At 47.5% G+C, this 16,815-nt stretch carries 11 protein-coding genes and 1 pseudogene; all 12 read left to right on the forward strand.

Translation table 11 applies throughout. The features are described from left to right. Positions 1–389 precede the first annotated feature (389 nt). The 12 genes and pseudogenes from AC58U0_RS35420 to AC58U0_RS35475 all read left to right on the forward strand — a co-directional run bounded on the left by AC58U0_RS35420 (position 390) and on the right by AC58U0_RS35475 (position 16,788). Positions 390–1,292, forward strand: a complete 903-nt coding sequence (locus AC58U0_RS35420) for an ABC transporter permease (protein ID WP_497383401.1) — start codon at positions 390–392, stop codon at positions 1,290–1,292. Between the two features lie 10 nt (positions 1,293–1,302). Continuing rightward, entirely contained in the window at positions 1,303–2,253 is a 951-nt protein-coding gene (locus AC58U0_RS35425; RefSeq protein ID WP_497383402.1) for a carbohydrate ABC transporter permease, read from the forward strand. Between the two features lie 68 nt (positions 2,254–2,321). Next, positions 2,322–3,878, forward strand: coding sequence for an ABC transporter substrate-binding protein (locus tag AC58U0_RS35430; RefSeq protein WP_497383403.1), 1,557 nt, complete (start codon positions 2,322–2,324; stop codon positions 3,876–3,878). Between the two features lie 125 nt (positions 3,879–4,003). Beyond that, entirely contained in the window at positions 4,004–5,752 is a 1,749-nt protein-coding gene (locus tag AC58U0_RS35435) for a sensor histidine kinase (RefSeq protein WP_497317197.1), read from the forward strand. Positions 5,753–5,764: 12 nt separating this feature from the next. Further along, complete coding sequence (locus AC58U0_RS35440; RefSeq protein ID WP_497317195.1) at positions 5,765–7,381, forward strand: response regulator; 1,617 nt, start codon at positions 5,765–5,767, stop codon at positions 7,379–7,381. A gap of 425 nt (positions 7,382–7,806) precedes the next feature. Continuing rightward, positions 7,807–8,112: pseudogene (locus tag AC58U0_RS35445) on the forward strand (sigma factor); the annotation flags it as partial. Positions 8,113–8,839: 727 nt separating this feature from the next. After that, positions 8,840–10,696, forward strand: a complete 1,857-nt coding sequence (locus AC58U0_RS35450; RefSeq protein ID WP_497317193.1) for a sensor histidine kinase — start codon at positions 8,840–8,842, stop codon at positions 10,694–10,696. Beyond that, positions 10,665–12,272, forward strand: coding sequence for a response regulator (locus AC58U0_RS35455; protein WP_497317191.1), 1,608 nt, complete (start codon positions 10,665–10,667; stop codon positions 12,270–12,272). Before AC58U0_RS35450 ends, AC58U0_RS35455 begins: the two co-directional genes overlap by 32 nt. Before the next feature lie 111 nt (positions 12,273–12,383). After that, the gene (locus tag AC58U0_RS35460; protein WP_497317189.1) at positions 12,384–13,766 is read left to right on the forward strand and encodes an ABC transporter substrate-binding protein; all 1,383 of its coding nucleotides are present in this window, start codon (positions 12,384–12,386) and stop codon (positions 13,764–13,766) included. Positions 13,767–13,873: 107 nt separating this feature from the next. Continuing rightward, on the forward strand, positions 13,874–14,776 hold the full coding sequence (locus AC58U0_RS35465) for a carbohydrate ABC transporter permease (protein WP_497317187.1): 903 nt from the start codon (positions 13,874–13,876) through the stop codon (positions 14,774–14,776). Between the two features lie 8 nt (positions 14,777–14,784). Further along, positions 14,785–15,654 (forward strand): carbohydrate ABC transporter permease, encoded by an 870-nt coding sequence (locus AC58U0_RS35470; protein WP_497383404.1) that lies wholly within the window; start codon positions 14,785–14,787, stop codon positions 15,652–15,654. Positions 15,655–15,717: 63 nt separating this feature from the next. After that, positions 15,718–16,788 carry a M24 family metallopeptidase gene (locus AC58U0_RS35475; RefSeq protein ID WP_497317183.1) on the forward strand — a complete coding sequence of 357 codons (1,071 nt, stop codon included), beginning with the start codon at positions 15,718–15,720 and terminating at the stop codon, positions 16,786–16,788. The last annotated feature ends 27 nt before the right edge of the window (positions 16,789–16,815 follow it).

The raw sequence follows: 16,815 nt of genomic DNA on the forward strand, positions 1-16,815 counted from the left end.
CGTCTGTCCTTTCCTTAGTTGAATTAATCAACAAATTGTTTGGTTTGACAGCATAATCAAACAACGAAATCGCGGATATCTTTGATCAATTTTAATTGTTGCACCAAAACCAAATCATATATTTACTTCTTTACAGATTTCTTTACCATTGATCATCCTGTGACTGGAGTATAAGCTCGCCCAGTACAAAGAGCATTTCCGTTGTTGTAGATCCACTCTCGGCAGGAATTGTGAGAAGGGACATAGAATTTTGTCAAATCCGCTTACAAAAAAACGAAACTATGTCACAAAAGTGATGATCAAGTCACCTGCGTATGTAGAGTGTTTATGAGGCGCAATCCTATAATTAGGTACATAGAAAGCAAATAGAGAGGAAAGGGGTAAGCTGCATGCGAACGATGAAAAAATACTGGCCATTTTATCTCATGCTCCTTCCGGCGTCCATCGTTCTACTGATCAATAACTATATTCCGATGTTCGGTGTGTTAATCGCATTCAAAAACATTAACTATACGGACGGTATTCTCGGCAGTCCGTGGAACGGGTTTCAGAACTTCAAATACTTGTTCGCTACCGAGAGTGCTTGGGTGATCACCCGCAATACGATCGTCTACAATACGATCTTCATCTTGCTGAACCTGATCATTGGTGTCGCCTTAGCTATTCTTCTCAACGAGATTAAGAATAAGTTTCTTCCGAAGTTTTATCTCGGTTCAATGTTCATGCCGTTCTTCCTTTCGGCTATCGTCGTCTCTTATCTCGGCTTTGCGTTTCTCGGCCAAGAGCACGGACTGCTTAATACCCTGATGAAGTATTTCAACCTGAAGCCAATCGAATGGTACAACGAACCGAAGTATTGGATGTTTATTCTGCCGATTGTGAATACCTGGAAGGGCATCGGATATTACGCAATCATTTATTTGGCAGCGATTATGAGCATATCCGACGAATATTACGAAGCGGCGCTGATTGACGGAGCAGGCAAATGGCAGCAGATTATCCAGATTACTGTTCCTTTGCTTGTACCGACCATGGTCGTCATGACGCTTTTGCAGATCGGTCGCATTTTCTATTCGGACTTCGGCTTGTTCTACCAAGTAACGCTGAACTCGGGTCCTCTCTTTCCGACGACGAACGTGATTGACACTTATGTGTATCGGACTTTTCTGACCAGCGGGGATATTGGATTATCGTCGGCGGCAGGGTTGTATCAATCGATGGTCGGCTTTATTCTCGTCCTAATCTCGAATCTCGTCGTCCGCCGCATCAGCAAAGACAACGCATTGTTCTAGGAGGTGTATTATGGGAGCTGCAACTTCGTCCATGCAAACCGCATTGACAAAAAAAATGAAGCTTAACAACGAAATGTCGCCTATTGCACGGGGGATCGTACACATCTTCTTCTGGTTGTATGCAATCGCTTGCATATTCCCGGTTATCCTGGTGATCATCGTTTCCTTATCGGATGAGAATGCAGTCCTGATCAACGGGTATCAGATTATACCGGAGAAGTTCAGTACTTTCGCTTACACGTACCTCTTTCAAGATAACTGGCTACCTATTCTAAAGTCTTACGGCATCAGTCTATTCGTAACGATGGTGGGAACGATCGTTGGAATCACGTTTATGGCATTGTTCGCCTACCCGATTTCGCGTAAAGACTTTTCACACCGAGGCTTCTTCACCTTCTACATGTTCTTTACAATGCTGTTTAACGGAGGTTTGGTTCCTTTCTACCTGACTTATGTGCAGCTACTAGATCTTAAAAACTCGCTTCTTGCGCTGATCATCCCACTGCTGATTTCGCCGTTCTTCATCCTACTGATGAGAACTTTCTTCGCCAACACGATCCCGAAGGAAATATTGGAATCGGCGACGATCGACGGAGCCAGCGAGTGGAAAATCTTATGGCGCATCGTTATCCCTCTCTCACTTCCGGTGCTTGCGACTGTAGCGATGTTCACCACTTTGACGTACTGGAACGATTGGTTCCTGAGCCTGATCTTCATCACCGACGATCAGATGGTCAGTCTCCAATACTTGATGTACAAGACGATGCTCAACATTCAGTATTTGACCTCGAATCCGTATGCGTCGCAAAGCATTAACGCTCAGGGCGGCCTTGCTAACCTGCCGACCGAAACGGTCCGGATGGCGATGTGCGTCGTCGGTATCGGGCCAATCATCTTCGCTTATCCGTTCTTCCAAAGATACTTTGTCAAGGGCTTGACCGTAGGGGCAGTAAAAGGGTAGCGGCTAATTCCGGATGAAAAGTAAAGAACCGGTTAGCATAGATCAATACACAACGGAGGGTGATTTTAATGAAGAGAGCATTTGGAAGAAAGAATCCGATGGCAGTTGCCGTTTTGACTCTAGTCATGTCCATAGGTCTGGCAGCTTGTAGTGGCGCCGCTACGAACAGCGGGGCAAGCGATAAAGCAGCATCGGCTGCAGATACGAGCGCCAAGAAAGACAATACGGCAAATGCAGGCGCAGCGAATCTAAAGCCATATACACTGACGCTTTATTACCCGGGTACGTCTCAACCAGACCAGAAGTTAGTTGAAGAAAAGATGAGCGAATACCTAAAAGGAAAAATCAACGCGTCCATCCAGATTAAGCCGATCGATTGGGGCGCATGGAACGATAAAATGAACTTGCTCGTTGCTTCAGGCGAACAAGCGGATATCATCTTCACGGCTTCTTGGAACGGACACTCCACCAATGTAGCGAAAGGCGCTTTCCTACCGCTGAACGACCTGCTCGACAAATACGGCCAAGATATCAAGAAAAGCTTGGATCCCCAATTCCTTGTAGGTTCTAAAATCAACGGCAAAAACTATGGCGTTCCGACGAATAAAGAGATTGCTCAAACTCTCGGCTTCGTCCTTCGTAAGGATCTGGTTGACAAATACAATATGGATTTGTCCAAGGTGAAGACGGTTGCCGATATGGAACCATTATTCAAGACCATCAAAGATAATGAGCCGAAGATGATTCCATATTATATGTCCAATCAGGAAAACGGCATCAACATGATCAATCAATGGGATTACATTGGCGATGGAACAATTGCCGGCATCATACTGAAGGACCAATCGAGCACGAAGGTCGTTAGCGAGCTCGATCTGCCGGAAACAGTGGACCGCATTAAGCTTATGCGCGATTGGTTCAAAAAAGGCTTTATTAACCAAGATGCCGCATCCGCGAAAGTATTCCCTCAGGACCAAATGAAAGCAGGCAACGTATTCGCTGTAGCACAAAGCTTGAAGCCTGGTAAAGATGCAGAGATGGCGATCGCGACCGGTCAGAAGCTGGTACAGGTGGAGCTTACGTCGCCGACGATCTCAACGGCTGCTGCGGCTGGTTCAATGCTGGCAATCTCCAGAACGTCAAAGGATCCGGAGCGCGCCATGATGTTCATCAACATGCTGCATTCAGACAAGATGCTGAACAACATGCTCAACTTCGGGATCGAGGGCATTCATTATGTGAAGAAATCGGATACGGTGATCGACGCCGAAATGGGCTCCAAGAAATATAATCCAGGCTCCGCTTGGATGTTCGGCAACCAGTTTCTGAACTACCTGCAGCCGAACGAAGATCCGCAGAAGTGGGAGAAGTTCAAGCAGTTCAACAATGCAGGCAAGCCGTCGCCAGCACTTGGCTTTACGTTCAACAGCGAGCCGGTGAAGAGCGAAGTTGCAGCTGTCGTTAACGTCAATAACCAGTTCCAGGCGGCGCTGTACACCGGCTCGATTGAACCTGACGATGTGCTGGCTAAATTCAAAGCGAAGCTGAAGGAAGCCGGCCTCGACAAAATTTTGGCCGAGAAGCAAAAGCAGCTCGATGAGTTCTTGGCTGCTAACAAGAAATAATACGGATCTGTCTTCAAAAGCTCCGATCATAAGACTAAGGCAATCTCGATAGTGGAGATTGCCTTAGTCTACTTCATTAGAAGCGGCCGAGCGGCTTGCACGGTTCAAATAGGGAGTTCTGTAACATGAATTTTAAGCGTTCACTCGGATTTAAATTTTTTATCGGCTTCACAATTATGTTTTCTCCATTACTTTTTTTCTTGTTTTACAATAACATTCATGCGATGAACGTTGTGCGTAATCAGGTAGCAAGCACCAACAACAGCCTACTTGAACCCTATGTGAATCGTATCGATAGCTCATTGCGGGAAACCAGCAAATATTTGATTCATAATGCTGATACGGATTTTAATCTGAACACCTTGAATCTGTATTCGCCAGATTCGACTGATTATGTGCTGACGCGGGTCGCCATCATCAATAAATTTACGACAGATATTAATTTGAATAACAACTTGGATTCCTTATTCGTCTATTCGATTGCAACCAAAGATCTTATTCTGGTGACCGAAGATAGGGTAGCCGAGAAGACGGCCGCCATTCGCGAACATATCGAACGGTTAATTTCCCAGTACGACAGCACCGATTATCGCAATTGGAATGTTGTTGACGTCGGCACTAGCCACTATTTGACGAATTTAGTCCGGGTGAACCGCAATTTATATATCGGCAATTGGAGTGACATTCAAAGGTATGTCGCTCCATTAAACCATATGGATCAGAACGATACCGGGATGGCGCTTGTCCTCACCGAGACTGGTGTGCCAATGAGCGCGCATCCTTTATCAGAGAAGCAACTGGAAGCGGTACGGGAAAAGCTTCCGCTTCTGGCGGAATCTTATCAAACCGTTGCGGATTCCAAAGCCAAATTGAACTATTTAATGGTCGGCAGGAAATCGATCATTTCCAATTTGTATTTCATCAAGCTTGTGCCGGAAGAGGCGATGTTTAAGAGTCTGCTCTCCTTCCAAAGGGTGATTTATTTGGTGCCGGTTGCCGCCATCTTGATTCTTTTATTGTTCTTGCTCTTCCTGAAAAGACTGTTCCTTAATCCTCTCACGAATCTGATCGGAGGAATGAGGAAGATCGGTTTAGGCAATCTGGAGGTGCGTCTTCGGCTGGAGGATACGAACGAATTTGCGTTCCTTGCCCAAACCTTTAATAGTATGGTCGAAGAAATCCGCGATTTGAAAATTCATGTGTATGAAGAGAAGCTGCGGGTACAGCATGCGGAATTCAGGCATCTACAGGTTCAGATCAATCCGCACTTCTATATGAACTGTCTGAATCTGATGTATAATATGGCTGTGCTGGAAGACTACACCTCGATTAAGAAGATGTCGCTGCATATGGCCGATTATTTCCGCTTCATCATTAAGACGAATGGCAACAGCATCACCATTCCCGAAGAACTTCAGCATATTAGAAATTATTTGGAAATTCAGTGGCTTCGCTTTGAGGACAGGCTTAGCTATCGCGTTGAATCGACTGAGGATGTGGACAGCTGTTATATTCCACCACTCATCGTGCAGCCGTTTGTTGAGAATGCGATCATTCACGGTTTCAAGAAGCTGAAGACCACGTTCCTGATTGAAATTATCGTCCATCAGGATGAACAAGCCCCTGACATGTTAGAGATTACGGTGGCCGACAATGGAGTAGGATTCCCGAGAGAGTTCCTTCAGCAGCTACAGTCATCCAGTACCTACCTCCAAGAATCTGGGCATGCTCATATCGGCATATGGAATGTACTGTACCGTCTTGACATTCATTATGGCGGCCGTGCTTCGGTACAGTTCGGAAATCGACCGAACGGAGGAGCGCAGGTGTTGGTACGTCTACCACTGAAGATGAATCCCGAAAAACAGGAGTAAGGAGTCTGACAAATGTACAACGTATTGGTCGTGGATGATGAACCGGTAGCCATTCGAGGGTTGCGCAAGGGAATCCGATGGGAAGAACTAGATGTCAGCAAAGTGTTCGAAGCCTACGATGCCATCGACGCACAAGATATCCTGCAGACGCACCCGATCGACGTTATGATCTGCGATATTGAAATGCCGGAGATGAACGGGCTGGCCCTTTTGAATTGGGTGAACGAACGTTTTCCGACTATAAAGACGATTTTTCTGACCGGACATGCCAGCTTCGATTACGCGCAAATGGCCGTGAAGCATGGAAGCTTTGATTATATGCTTAAGCCGGTCGATCACGGGCAATTGAAGGATGTCATCTGGAGAGCACTGGAGAAGGTGGAGCAAGATCGAGAAGTACTTAGCCTTAACGAACATTATCAGCATTATCGCAATCTATATCAGAAGCAGCTTCCAATCGTAACCGAGCGTCTTTGGCAGGATTTGCTGCATTACCGAATCGCTCCAGATAAGGAAGGATTGCAGCGGCAGTTTGAAGAGAACGGACTTCCGATTGGAGTGGGCGATCCGGTGTTGCCTATTCTAATCAGCTTAGAGCAGTGGAAAGAGCTGTTCAGTCCTAGAGACGAAGAAATTATGTGCTATGCGCTGCGGAAAACTGCCGAGGAAGTGTTCCTGCACGACGAGAAAGGTCTCGTCGTATCGATCGAGAACGACTTGAGTCTGGTACTCCTCTATTATCCGCTGCCCTTACTGGAATCTGCAGGAAAGGAGGGAGTGAAGCGGTTGGCGGAGCGTTATAACGCATTTTGCGTAGACAATTTCCAGTGTAGCGTGTCTTGTTATATTGCAGCCCCCGTTCCGGCACTTCAGTTGACGGCCGTATATGAGTCGCTTTTATCCGCGGAGAAAGCGAATGTAATCAATACCTGTGGTGTGATAGCGATCGATGAAGAGAAGCCTCTGCAGCCCGCCCAGTTGCATTTGAGCCCTTCCTTTGCGGACTGGTCGATCCTTCTTGAGCAGGACAAGGAAGAGGAGCTGCTTTCCAAGCTGGATGTGAATATGGAAAAACTGCGGACCGAAGGCGCAGACCAGGAATCGCTGAATGCCTTCTACTATGGATTCATCCATTTGCTTTATCAAGTGTTTCATAAGAAAGGCGTGTTGATCCGAGATGTATTCGGACCCAAAATGCTGGCCGAGCTCTACCAGTATCCAAGGTCCATCATTCAGCTTCAGAACAGCGTATCTCTACTTATGACCGAAGCCGCTCGTTTCTTGGTGCAATACCACAAAGGGAAGTCGGCGCTGCTCGTTAAGGTTCAGCAATACATTGAGGAGCATATCACGGATGATTTTTCACGAGAGGATATCGCCGGGTATGTATTCCTCAATCCGGCCTATTTGTCCCGCTGGTTCAAAAAGGAAACTGGAAGGGCTTTGTCCGACTATGTGCTGGAGGCCAAGATGGAGAAGGCGAAGCAACTGCTCGCCGAAACGAACATGAAAGTTAGCAGCGTGGCGGAATCTTTAGGCTACACGCACCTATCCCACTTTGCAAAAATATTTAAAAAATCGAACGGCCTTGCCCCGCATGAGTACCGAAAACAGTATGAAAAATCCTAGCCTGCTTGCCTTGGAACTTACCTTGGTCGGTGCCGAGGCTGCGAATATATTGATCGACTTTTCGGCTCGGAAGGCAACGTTGTGTTGGATAAGGTGCAGCTGAAGATTGAGCACCCAAAAGTTAAACTTGGATATGCTAGATGAGTGGGAGGTTGTCTTAATCTTCGGCGAGCGTCAGCTTCTCGCTCTGTTGATCTCCAGCTGCTAAGGCTGCATAGTTTTTCAATGTTCAGCAAAATCATTTTAGGGAGAATTTTAACAATATGCTTTAAGAAAGCAAAAATTGTAACAGTTGCGAATAATGAAACTACTGGGTAATTAAAAATGAGTAGTTGTAAGATGTGGTTTATGATTAGATTGTAAGGGGGAGCCATGTTGCGGCTCTTTTTTTGTTTTGCTTGTAGTGGGGGAGAACGAAAAAAAATATTACGTTGCTTCGTGTCCACAACGTCAAAAAATTCGATAACACAGGGGAAGATCTCGAAGATTTAATCTCGATCGGTACGATCGGATTGATCAAAGCTATCGAATCGTTCTCGCCAAACAAAGGGACTAAGCTGGCGACTTTCGCAGCGCGTTGTATCGAAAATGAAATACTTATGCATCTTCGCTCATTGAAGAAAACGCGTAAAGATGTGTCCTTGCATGATCCCATCGGAACGGACAAAGAGGGGAATGAAATCACGTTGATCGATATTCTCGGCACGGAGGCCGACGATGTCGTGGATAAGGCTGACAAGTAGGTAATTGTTGAGTTTTGAAAGGAGAATCACATGGAAGAGCTCTAGATAATGTGATGGTAGGTAGTAAACTTTATTTTGTTTTAGATACAAACTACTGCATTGTTGATGCATTGAATGTGAAACCAAAAGCGTCTCTTCACTGTGTACTTGGCCTGTGACCTACTGGAACCGTAGGTCACAGGCCAAACTTTTTTTGTAGAACACACTAGAGATTCAAACCGGAGGACTGTATCTCACGATTACCGTCAATTGATGCTTCGAGCACGTGTATGAAAATGTTCACGTTAATAAAGTTATAAGAGCATCACCTCCCGGAGATTTCTGTCCAACAGGTTATAACGTTAGTTTGAAAGCGTTGTCTTATAAATTATACATTAGCCTATAAATTCCAGATACTTCAAATTTCAACTATTTTTTTCAATATTTCAACCAATATGCCTTACATAAAAAAGAGAAACCTTCACCTAACTGCTTTTTCATGCACAAATAATATTGAAAGGTATTGCCGAGGCGCTGTAAATAGATGCTTTGGTTAGAAGCGAAGGGGTACCTCATCCCCTGTCAGGCTAGGATGGCTCAAAATACCTCGGATAATCAAGAGCGCACATGCTCGCTTTATTACTTCCACAAATATTGAGAGCGCTTCAACTTCTCACATCATGATATAATTATTAACAAATAGCTGAAAAAATGGATGATGGCGGAGGTGGGTCCTATGCTTCACAAATGGAAAGAACTTATCAATGTCCGGGCCATCCGCGGCAAGTTTTTTTTGCTGACTACTTCCCTGATTGTCATTCCGATGGTCATCGTCAGCCTTATTTTTTATTTGCTGACTGCCCAGAAGCTAAGCGACAATGCAACGAATCATGCCACAGCCTCGCTCAGGATGGCCGAGCTTTACATGGATCGGGCGATCAATGAAGTGGGCGATTTGACGAACGTTATTTTGGGCAACAAGGAAATTCAAAGTATATTGGCCATTCCGGTCGCGGACGATTTTGAGTACATCCGCAATGTGGATAAACTGTCCAAAATTATGAATGTGTATACGCAGGCCAAGCCGTATATTTCATCTTATCTGATTTATGTCAAGAACGGCTCCGCCAATATGCATCTTTACCGTGGCAGCGCCAGCGTCCAGTTCGGTTCGAGAATCGTCCTTGACGCCAAAAAAGCCGAAATATACTATAACCAAATTCTGCATCAAAACACGATTATGTGGATAAACCAGAATCCGTTTGAAGAAGTAAGCACAGCGGCCAATCCCAACCGGATGTTCGTCTGCAAGCTGCTGAAAAGGACGGAAGGCAATTATGACGATCTGGGCTTCGTGATGCTGGAAATCGACAAAGACGCCTTTTTTAAAGGGCTGCTGTTTTTAAATCCGACGGAACAGTCGCAATTTTTTATCCTCAATGATCAAGGGCAGGTGATGTACCGGATGCCGCAACCTGACCCGGATAATGGCGAAAGCGCAGCGAAGTTGCTTTCCCGGATCGATCTTGGCGGGGGGCAGACGACATTGGATGGTAAAACGTATCTCAGCGCCTCGGTGGACAACGAGCGAACCCGCTGGAAACTGGTGAATATTATCGAGGATTCCAAGCTATATGAGGATGCGAACGAGATCGGCACGCTCACGATCCGCATATTCCTCGTTGTGCTGATCATCGGCTGGCTGGCCGCTCTGAAGCTGGGCAATTCCATCAGCAAGCCGCTCAACCGGCTCCGATCGATGATCGTCGCCAATCAATATGCACATGCAAGGCAAAAACGCATTTTTAATCCAAACGACGAGGTTGGGCAAATCGGTGAGAAGTTTATTACCATGATGGAGGAAAATACTCGGCTGCACGAGGAAATTTATGACATGCTTCGTCAGCGCGTGGAAGCGCAAATCGAAGTGCTGCAGGCGCAAATTAATCCGCACTTTTTGTATAACACGCTGGAATCGCTAAACGGCTTGGCCGTCTCCAGCAACCAGCCGCAGATGAGCGAGGTCATCGGGGCACTAGGGAAATTTTTCCGCATTACCTTGAGCAAAGGGAATGAATTTATTACGGTAGCCGACGAGCTGGAACACGTATCCGCCTACGTCAAGGTTCAGAAATTCAGATTCAAGGATAAATTTGAATGGATCTGTGAGGTAGATGAGGCTGTTAAACCCTATTATGTGCCCAAACTCATTATGCAGCCGATTGTGGAAAATGCGATCTATCATGGCTTGAAGGGCAGGCCTGGCACCGGCATGATCATGGTATCCGCGGAGCTTGAAGGCCATATGCTGACCTTTCGCGTTACCGACGACGGCGAGGGCATACCGGAAGAACGGCTACACGACATTTTCAAGGCGCTAAACGAAGGCGAAAAAGGAAAAGTATACGGAATCAAAAATGTGCATGACCAACTGCGCCTCCGTTTCGGGGCGGGGTTTGGTATCGGAATTTCCACCGAAAAAGGCAAATACACGACCGTATCGGTCACAGTACCCGCCATATCGTCCCTACTACTTGCTACTTACGAAAGGAGGCGCATCAATGATGATCAAAGCTTTGATCGTAGACGATGAATATTATATTCGCGAAGGCTTGAAAAGCTCGGAGCTATGGAACGAACTGGACATCAGCCTGATCGGCGAAGCCGCCGACGGGGTGGAGGCCTGGCAGTTATACCGTATTGCCCGGCCGGATATTTTACTGCTGGATATTAACATGCCGGAAATGAGCGGAATGGAACTGGCCAGAGCGATCCGCAGCCATGATGAGGACGTGCAAATTATTTTTTTGACCGGGTACGACGAATTTCAACTGGTCAAGGAAGCTGTCGTCTTGCAAGCTTCCGATTACTTGCTCAAGCCTGTCATCCGGGAGGATCTGTACAAAGCACTGCAAAAGGCAAGCGGCCACGTGAAGAAAAGAGAAAACCGCAACCTAGATATGAACCGTCTGCAGCGGCAGGTGACGGATTACAGCAAAGCCGCGCACGAACAATTTTTGATCGACCTCGTTCAGCAGCGCCGGCCGTTAAAGGAGTGCCTGAATGCGCTGGATTCCATCGGGGTACGGTTTGATGATACAAGCTATTGCGCCGTACTTTGCCTGGATATTGACGATTTCTCATCGCTGATGGAACGGGCTTCCGCCCAAGACCGCCAATTGTACCAGTATTTGTTCCGCAAGCTGGCTGAAGAGGCGACGGTGTCTTACGGCGATGTGTATTCGCTTGGCTATTCGCCCGGACGGGTCATTTTGCTGATTGGCAGCCGCACCGAAGAAGAAGGGTATTTGAACGGCATCGCCGAGCGGCTGCGGGCAATATTTTCAGAATATTTGAATATGTCAATTAGTATTGGCCTCAGCACCCCGATGCAGGGCATTGAGCATATGTATCTAGCCTACCACGAAGCGCTGCGCGCCATCGAATACAAGTCGCTTGTCGGCAAAGGCCAGATCATGCCCTACCAGCTCACGACAATCCGTATGGGCGAAGCGGCGGCTTCAGAGGACAACCGTCTGCTGGACAAGGAACTGTACCTACTGAGCGAAATGCGCGCAGGCAATGATGCCAACGTGTTTAGTATTTTGCAAGAATGGTCGGAAAACTTGCGGACGCTCGCCTGGAGTGATGTGAAGCTAATCTCGTTCCAACTTGTTCTCTTCGTCATGCGTCTGTCCAAGGAAGCGGGCATTAAGCAGGAGCAACTATCGGTTGCCAATCCTCTGGTCGATCTGAACAGTTGCCAGACCGTGGACGAGGTGGCGCGATTTTTATCCGCCTATGTGGCCGAGGTCGGACAGGCGATTCGCCAGGCCAAGGATGTTCCTTCGTACAAAATGATCGAACAGGCCAAAAGCTGGATTCGCGAGCATTTATCCGAAGATCTCAGCCTGGTTAATCTGGCTGCTTATTTAAACATGAGTCCGAAGTATCTCAGTTCGCGTTTCAAGCAAGCGACAGGAGAAACGTTCGGAGATTACTCCACGCGGGTGCGGTTCGAGCGGGCCAAGGAGCTTCTGGCCGATTCTTCGCTCAAAATACTGGAAGTAGCCAACAAAGTCGGCTTTACCGATACGAATTATTTCAGCATGGCGTTCAAAAAGAACGTTGGTATTACACCGACCGAATTCCGCAAACGGTTTTTATAAAACATCATACCGAAACAAAGATCGTATGGACTCATTCCATTGTTCGCCCGGCTGTTTTTCCACATAATAAAACATGTAAGGCATAATGATATCGAGGGGGAGCGAAGGTTTATGAAAACAGGGAAATGGCTGACTTCGGTTACACTGCTTACATCGCTTGTCGTGCTGTCAGCTTGCGGAAGCGACAGCGGCAAACCGTCGGGAAGCACGGAAAGCGCCAAGCCTGGGGCTAGCAGTTCGCAAGAAGTTGTCAAGCTGAAATTTTTGTTCTGGGGCAGTAACGAAGAGAAGAAAGCTGTTGAAGGCATGGTGAAATCGTTCAATGATTCTCATCCCAACATTCAGGTCACATCCGAGCATGTCCCAGGGGACTACAACACCAAGATCAACACATTGATGGCTGCTAACGAACTCCCCGACGTAGCGTACTTGCCCGATTCGCTTGCATCCAGATGGGGCGAGGAAGGGAAATTACTTGACTTTACTCCGTTTCTGGGGGATTCCAAGGAATTGAAAGAGCGCCTGCCGGCATCGTTCTACTACGGCCAGCCCGGCAAAGTAGTAGGCTATGCCACTGCAGCTGAAGTGATGGTACTTTATTATAATAAGGATTTATTTAAAGAAGCGGGACTGGAGCTGCCTCCGGTCGAAGCGGGCAAGGCATGGACATGGGATCAATTTTTAGCCGTTGCAAAAAAATTGACCAAGGACAAAAATGGCAAAAGGGCGGACGATCCTGCCTTTGATCCGAAAAATATCGAGCAGTACGGCTTCTCCTTCGGTTCAGACCGCGGCAGTTGGGGACCGCTGCTTGCCAGCAACGGCGCAGGAATTACAGACGAATCCGGAACGAAATATGCGATGAACAGTCCTGAATCCGTACAAGTGTTCCAGTCGCTGCAAGATTTGCTGTTCAAGTATCATGTATCGCCCGATTTGATTCAACAGCAAAATATGCCGGACAACTATGTACGGCTGCAAACGCGCAAGGTGGCGATGGTGCTGGACGGCACATGGGCGCAGCTTGACATCTCCAATGCAAAAATGAATTACGGCATGGGCGTTCTTCCCAAATTCAAAGAGCCGAAGACGACTTATGTAGCCGGCGCCAGCGTCGTATTCTCGAACACCAAGCATCCGAAGGAAGCAATGGAATTCTACAAATTCCACAACAATCCTTCTCAAGTGAATTTGTATAAAATCGGGCTTTGGATGCCAGTCGAAACGAAGTATTACTCAGATCAGGCGGGCATCGATACATGGGTGAGCAAAGACGTGCATCCGCCTGAATGGAAGACGGCAGCGATTGATTACGCCCTCAAATATTCGGTAAAATCGCCTTCTGCCAGCTTGAAAAACTGGTCGGAGATCAATTCCAAATTGACCCCGGCGCTCGATTTGATCTGGACAAATAAAAAACCGGCAAAAGATGCACTAGATGGCTTGGAAAAAGACCTTCAGCCGTTATTGAAAGGGAAATACCCAGATAAATAACAAATAGCTTGCTGAATGGGGAAGAGATCCCCTGAGGGTAAGGGGATCTCTGAACTGTAGCGCCAAAAGTCGGAATATTCGGATAATTTAATGGAAAGGGGGACACAGTGATGCGAACGGCGTCTGGCATTTCGCGCATGGAGCGTAATTGGGGCATCCTCTTCGCGCTGCCGCCTATACTTGGGCTTTTGTGCTTTACACTGTATCCGGTAGTCGCTTCTTTCTTTTACAGTCTTACCGATTGGAGCATCGGGAGCGATTGGCATTACGTTGGATTGGATAATTATAAGACGATTTTTACAAACGATCCCTTGTTTAACAAATCGCTGTACGCAACGACCTACTATGCGCTAGGAAGCGTGCCGATCGGCCTTTTGGTCGCGTTTTTTATCGCCATGCTGTTGAACCAGAAAGTAAGAGGGCTTTCGATTTTTCGCACGATCTTCTATTTACCGACGATTGTGCCTAGCATAGCCAACACGGTGCTGTGGATTTGGATTTACAATCCGGATTTTGGACTGCTGAATTCGCTGCTAAAGTCGGTAGGGCTGCCCGGGTCGCAATGGGTTTACAGCGAATCGACGGCAATACCGTCGCTGGTTTTGATGAGTACATGGGGAGTCGGCAATTCGGTGCTGATCTTTCTGGCAGGTCTCCAGGGAGTTCCTGGACATTTATACGAAGCCGCCGAGGTTGAAGGCGGGAATAGCTGGCACAAGTTCATTTATGTAACTGTTCCTTATATGTCGCCTACGATATTTTTTAATCTCGTCATGTCGTTAATCGGCACGTTCCAGGCGTTTAATCAAGCTTATGTGATGACGCAGGGCGGCCCGAACAATTCCACGCTGTTCTATGTGTACTATTTGTACCGGAAAGCGTTTACGGAATCCAAAATCGGCTATGCTTCGGCGCTGGCCTGGATTTTGTTTATCATCATCCTGGTGCTGACGCTGATTGTCTTTAAAACATCGAAAAAATGGGTGCATTACGAGGAGGGAGGGGCGTAATGGAACAAATGGCCGTTCATGCCGCTGTGAGCAAAGGTATGCGCAAGAGCCGCAGCAATCCGTTAAGTCGTCTGGGTGTTTATGCGACTCTGATTCTCGGTAGTGTCGTTATGATCTTTCCTTTTATATGGCTCTTGCGTAGTTCCTTGATGGACCGTAGTCAAATCTTTATTTTTCCGCCGCAGTGGATTCCAAATCCGGTCAAATGGAGCAACTATCGCGAAGCGCTGACTAGTGTGCCTTTTCACCTTTATTTTAAAAATACGATGACCATTGAGCTGTTTACAATTAGCGGCGTGCTGATTACAAGTGTGATGGCTGCTTACAGCTTCTCCCGGTTGCGCTGGCCTGGCAGGGATCTTGTCTTTTCGTTGCTGCTGGCGACTATGATGTTGCCTTATGCGGTTACGCTGATTCCGACTTTTATAGTCTGGAAGAGCCTAGGCGCACTGAATTCGTTTTTGCCTTTAACGGTTCCGGCCTGGTTTGGCGGCGGCGCGTTCAACATTTTTTTACTCCGCCAGTTTTTTATGGGCATTCCCAAAGATTTGGATGAAGCCGCCTATATGGATGGCGCGAAGCCGTTCACAGTGCTTTGGCGCGTCATTGTGCCGCTGTCGAAACCGGCGATGATCGTTGTGGGCATTTTCACCTTCATTGATGTGTGGAACGATTTTCTCGGCCCGATCATTTATTTAAGCAGCAATGAGAAATTTACGCTGGCCTTGGGGCTGGCCACATTCAAGGGCTTGTACAATGCGCAGTGGGGCTATTTGATGGCTGCATCCGCGGCTGTGGTGGCTCCGATTCTGCTCCTGTTTTTCCTCGCGCAGCGCTATTTTGTAGAAGGCATTACGTTGACGGGGATCAAGGGATAGCGAGAAAAATGCGTCTGCCGCAGGCAGGATGCTTGATTTTGTAAAGGAAAGCGGGAGGATTGCATGGAAGCAAGACGATTGCAGCTTGTTCGTGAGAAACTCGATGCATGGGGAATTGACGCTTTGCTGGTAACAAGTCCCTTTAACCGCATGTATTTGACCGGATTTAAAGGGTCGGCGGGCTATGTGGTCATCACGAAAGAACAAGCGATTTTATTGACCGATTTTCGGTATGTGCAGCAAGCGCAGGCGCAGACAAAGGTGTACGAGGTGCGGCAGCATGCGGTGCAGCCCATCGAAACGATCAACGAGACGCTGAATTCCCTCCAGGTAAAAAAGCTCGGTTTTGAGCAGCATGTGCTGCCTTACGAAAATTTTACCGCCTATCAAGAGACGTTCGCAGGCATCGATCTGATGCCGACGCGCCATCTCGTCGAGCATCTTCGCGGTTTCAAAGATAGCGGGGAATTGCAGCGCATCCGCAAAGCCATCGACATTACGGAGCAGGCGTTCGCACATATTTTGGGCGTACTGAAACCGGGAATAACGGAGCGGGATGTTGCTGCGGAACTGGAATATGTCATGCGTAAAAATGGAGCGGCTTCATCGGCCTATTCGTTGATTGTCGCTTCAGGAGAGCGCTCGGCGCTGCCGCACGGCTTGGCGAGCGATAAAGCCATTGGGATGAACGAGTTCGTAACGCTCGATTTTGGCGCGAGCTACGAAGGGTATTGCTCGGATTTGACGCGAACTGTATTCATCGGCACCCCGACAGCGAGGCACAAAGAAATTTATGCCGCTGTCCTGGAAGCCAATCAAACAACATTGGCCCGTCTTAAACCGGGAATGTCCGCGAAGGATGCGGATTCACTCGGCAGAGACGTGATCACGCAGCGCGGGTATGGCGAATATTTCGGACATGGGCTGGGGCATGCGTTCGGGTTGGAGATTCATGAGCCTGCGCGGTTTTCGCAGACGAGCGAGGATGTGCTATTGCCGGGGATGGTGATGACCGTAGAACCCGGTATCTATATTCCGGGATTCGGCGGCGTTCGCATTGAAGACGATATTTTCGTCACCGATACAGGCATTGAAGTGTTGACGAAATCAGACAAAGAACTGATTGCTCTATAAATACGTGTTGCAGCAAAAAAGAAGGAG

This window comes from Paenibacillus sp. J31P190 (genome assembly GCF_059692075.1).

Bases quoted from the DNA above. Each gene is read 5' to 3' on its own strand.
- AC58U0_RS35425 (WP_497383402.1), top strand. From the start codon at position 1,303: ATGGGAGCTGCAACTTCGTCCATGCAAACCGCATTGACAAAAAAAATG.
- AC58U0_RS35435 (WP_497317197.1), top strand. From the start codon at position 4,004: ATGAATTTTAAGCGTTCACTCGGATTTAAATTTTTTATCGGCTTCACA.
- AC58U0_RS35440 (WP_497317195.1), top strand. From the start codon at position 5,765: ATGTACAACGTATTGGTCGTGGATGATGAACCGGTAGCCATTCGAGGG.
- AC58U0_RS35455 (WP_497317191.1), top strand. From the start codon at position 10,665: ATGATGATCAAAGCTTTGATCGTAGACGATGAATATTATATTCGCGAA.
- AC58U0_RS35430 (WP_497383403.1), top strand. From the start codon at position 2,322: ATGAAGAGAGCATTTGGAAGAAAGAATCCGATGGCAGTTGCCGTTTTG.
- AC58U0_RS35475 (WP_497317183.1), top strand. From the start codon at position 15,718: ATGGAAGCAAGACGATTGCAGCTTGTTCGTGAGAAACTCGATGCATGG.
- AC58U0_RS35450 (WP_497317193.1), top strand. From the start codon at position 8,840: ATGCTTCACAAATGGAAAGAACTTATCAATGTCCGGGCCATCCGCGGC.
- AC58U0_RS35470 (WP_497383404.1), top strand. From the start codon at position 14,785: ATGGCCGTTCATGCCGCTGTGAGCAAAGGTATGCGCAAGAGCCGCAGC.
- AC58U0_RS35420 (WP_497383401.1), top strand. From the start codon at position 390: ATGCGAACGATGAAAAAATACTGGCCATTTTATCTCATGCTCCTTCCG.
- AC58U0_RS35460 (WP_497317189.1), top strand. From the start codon at position 12,384: ATGAAAACAGGGAAATGGCTGACTTCGGTTACACTGCTTACATCGCTT.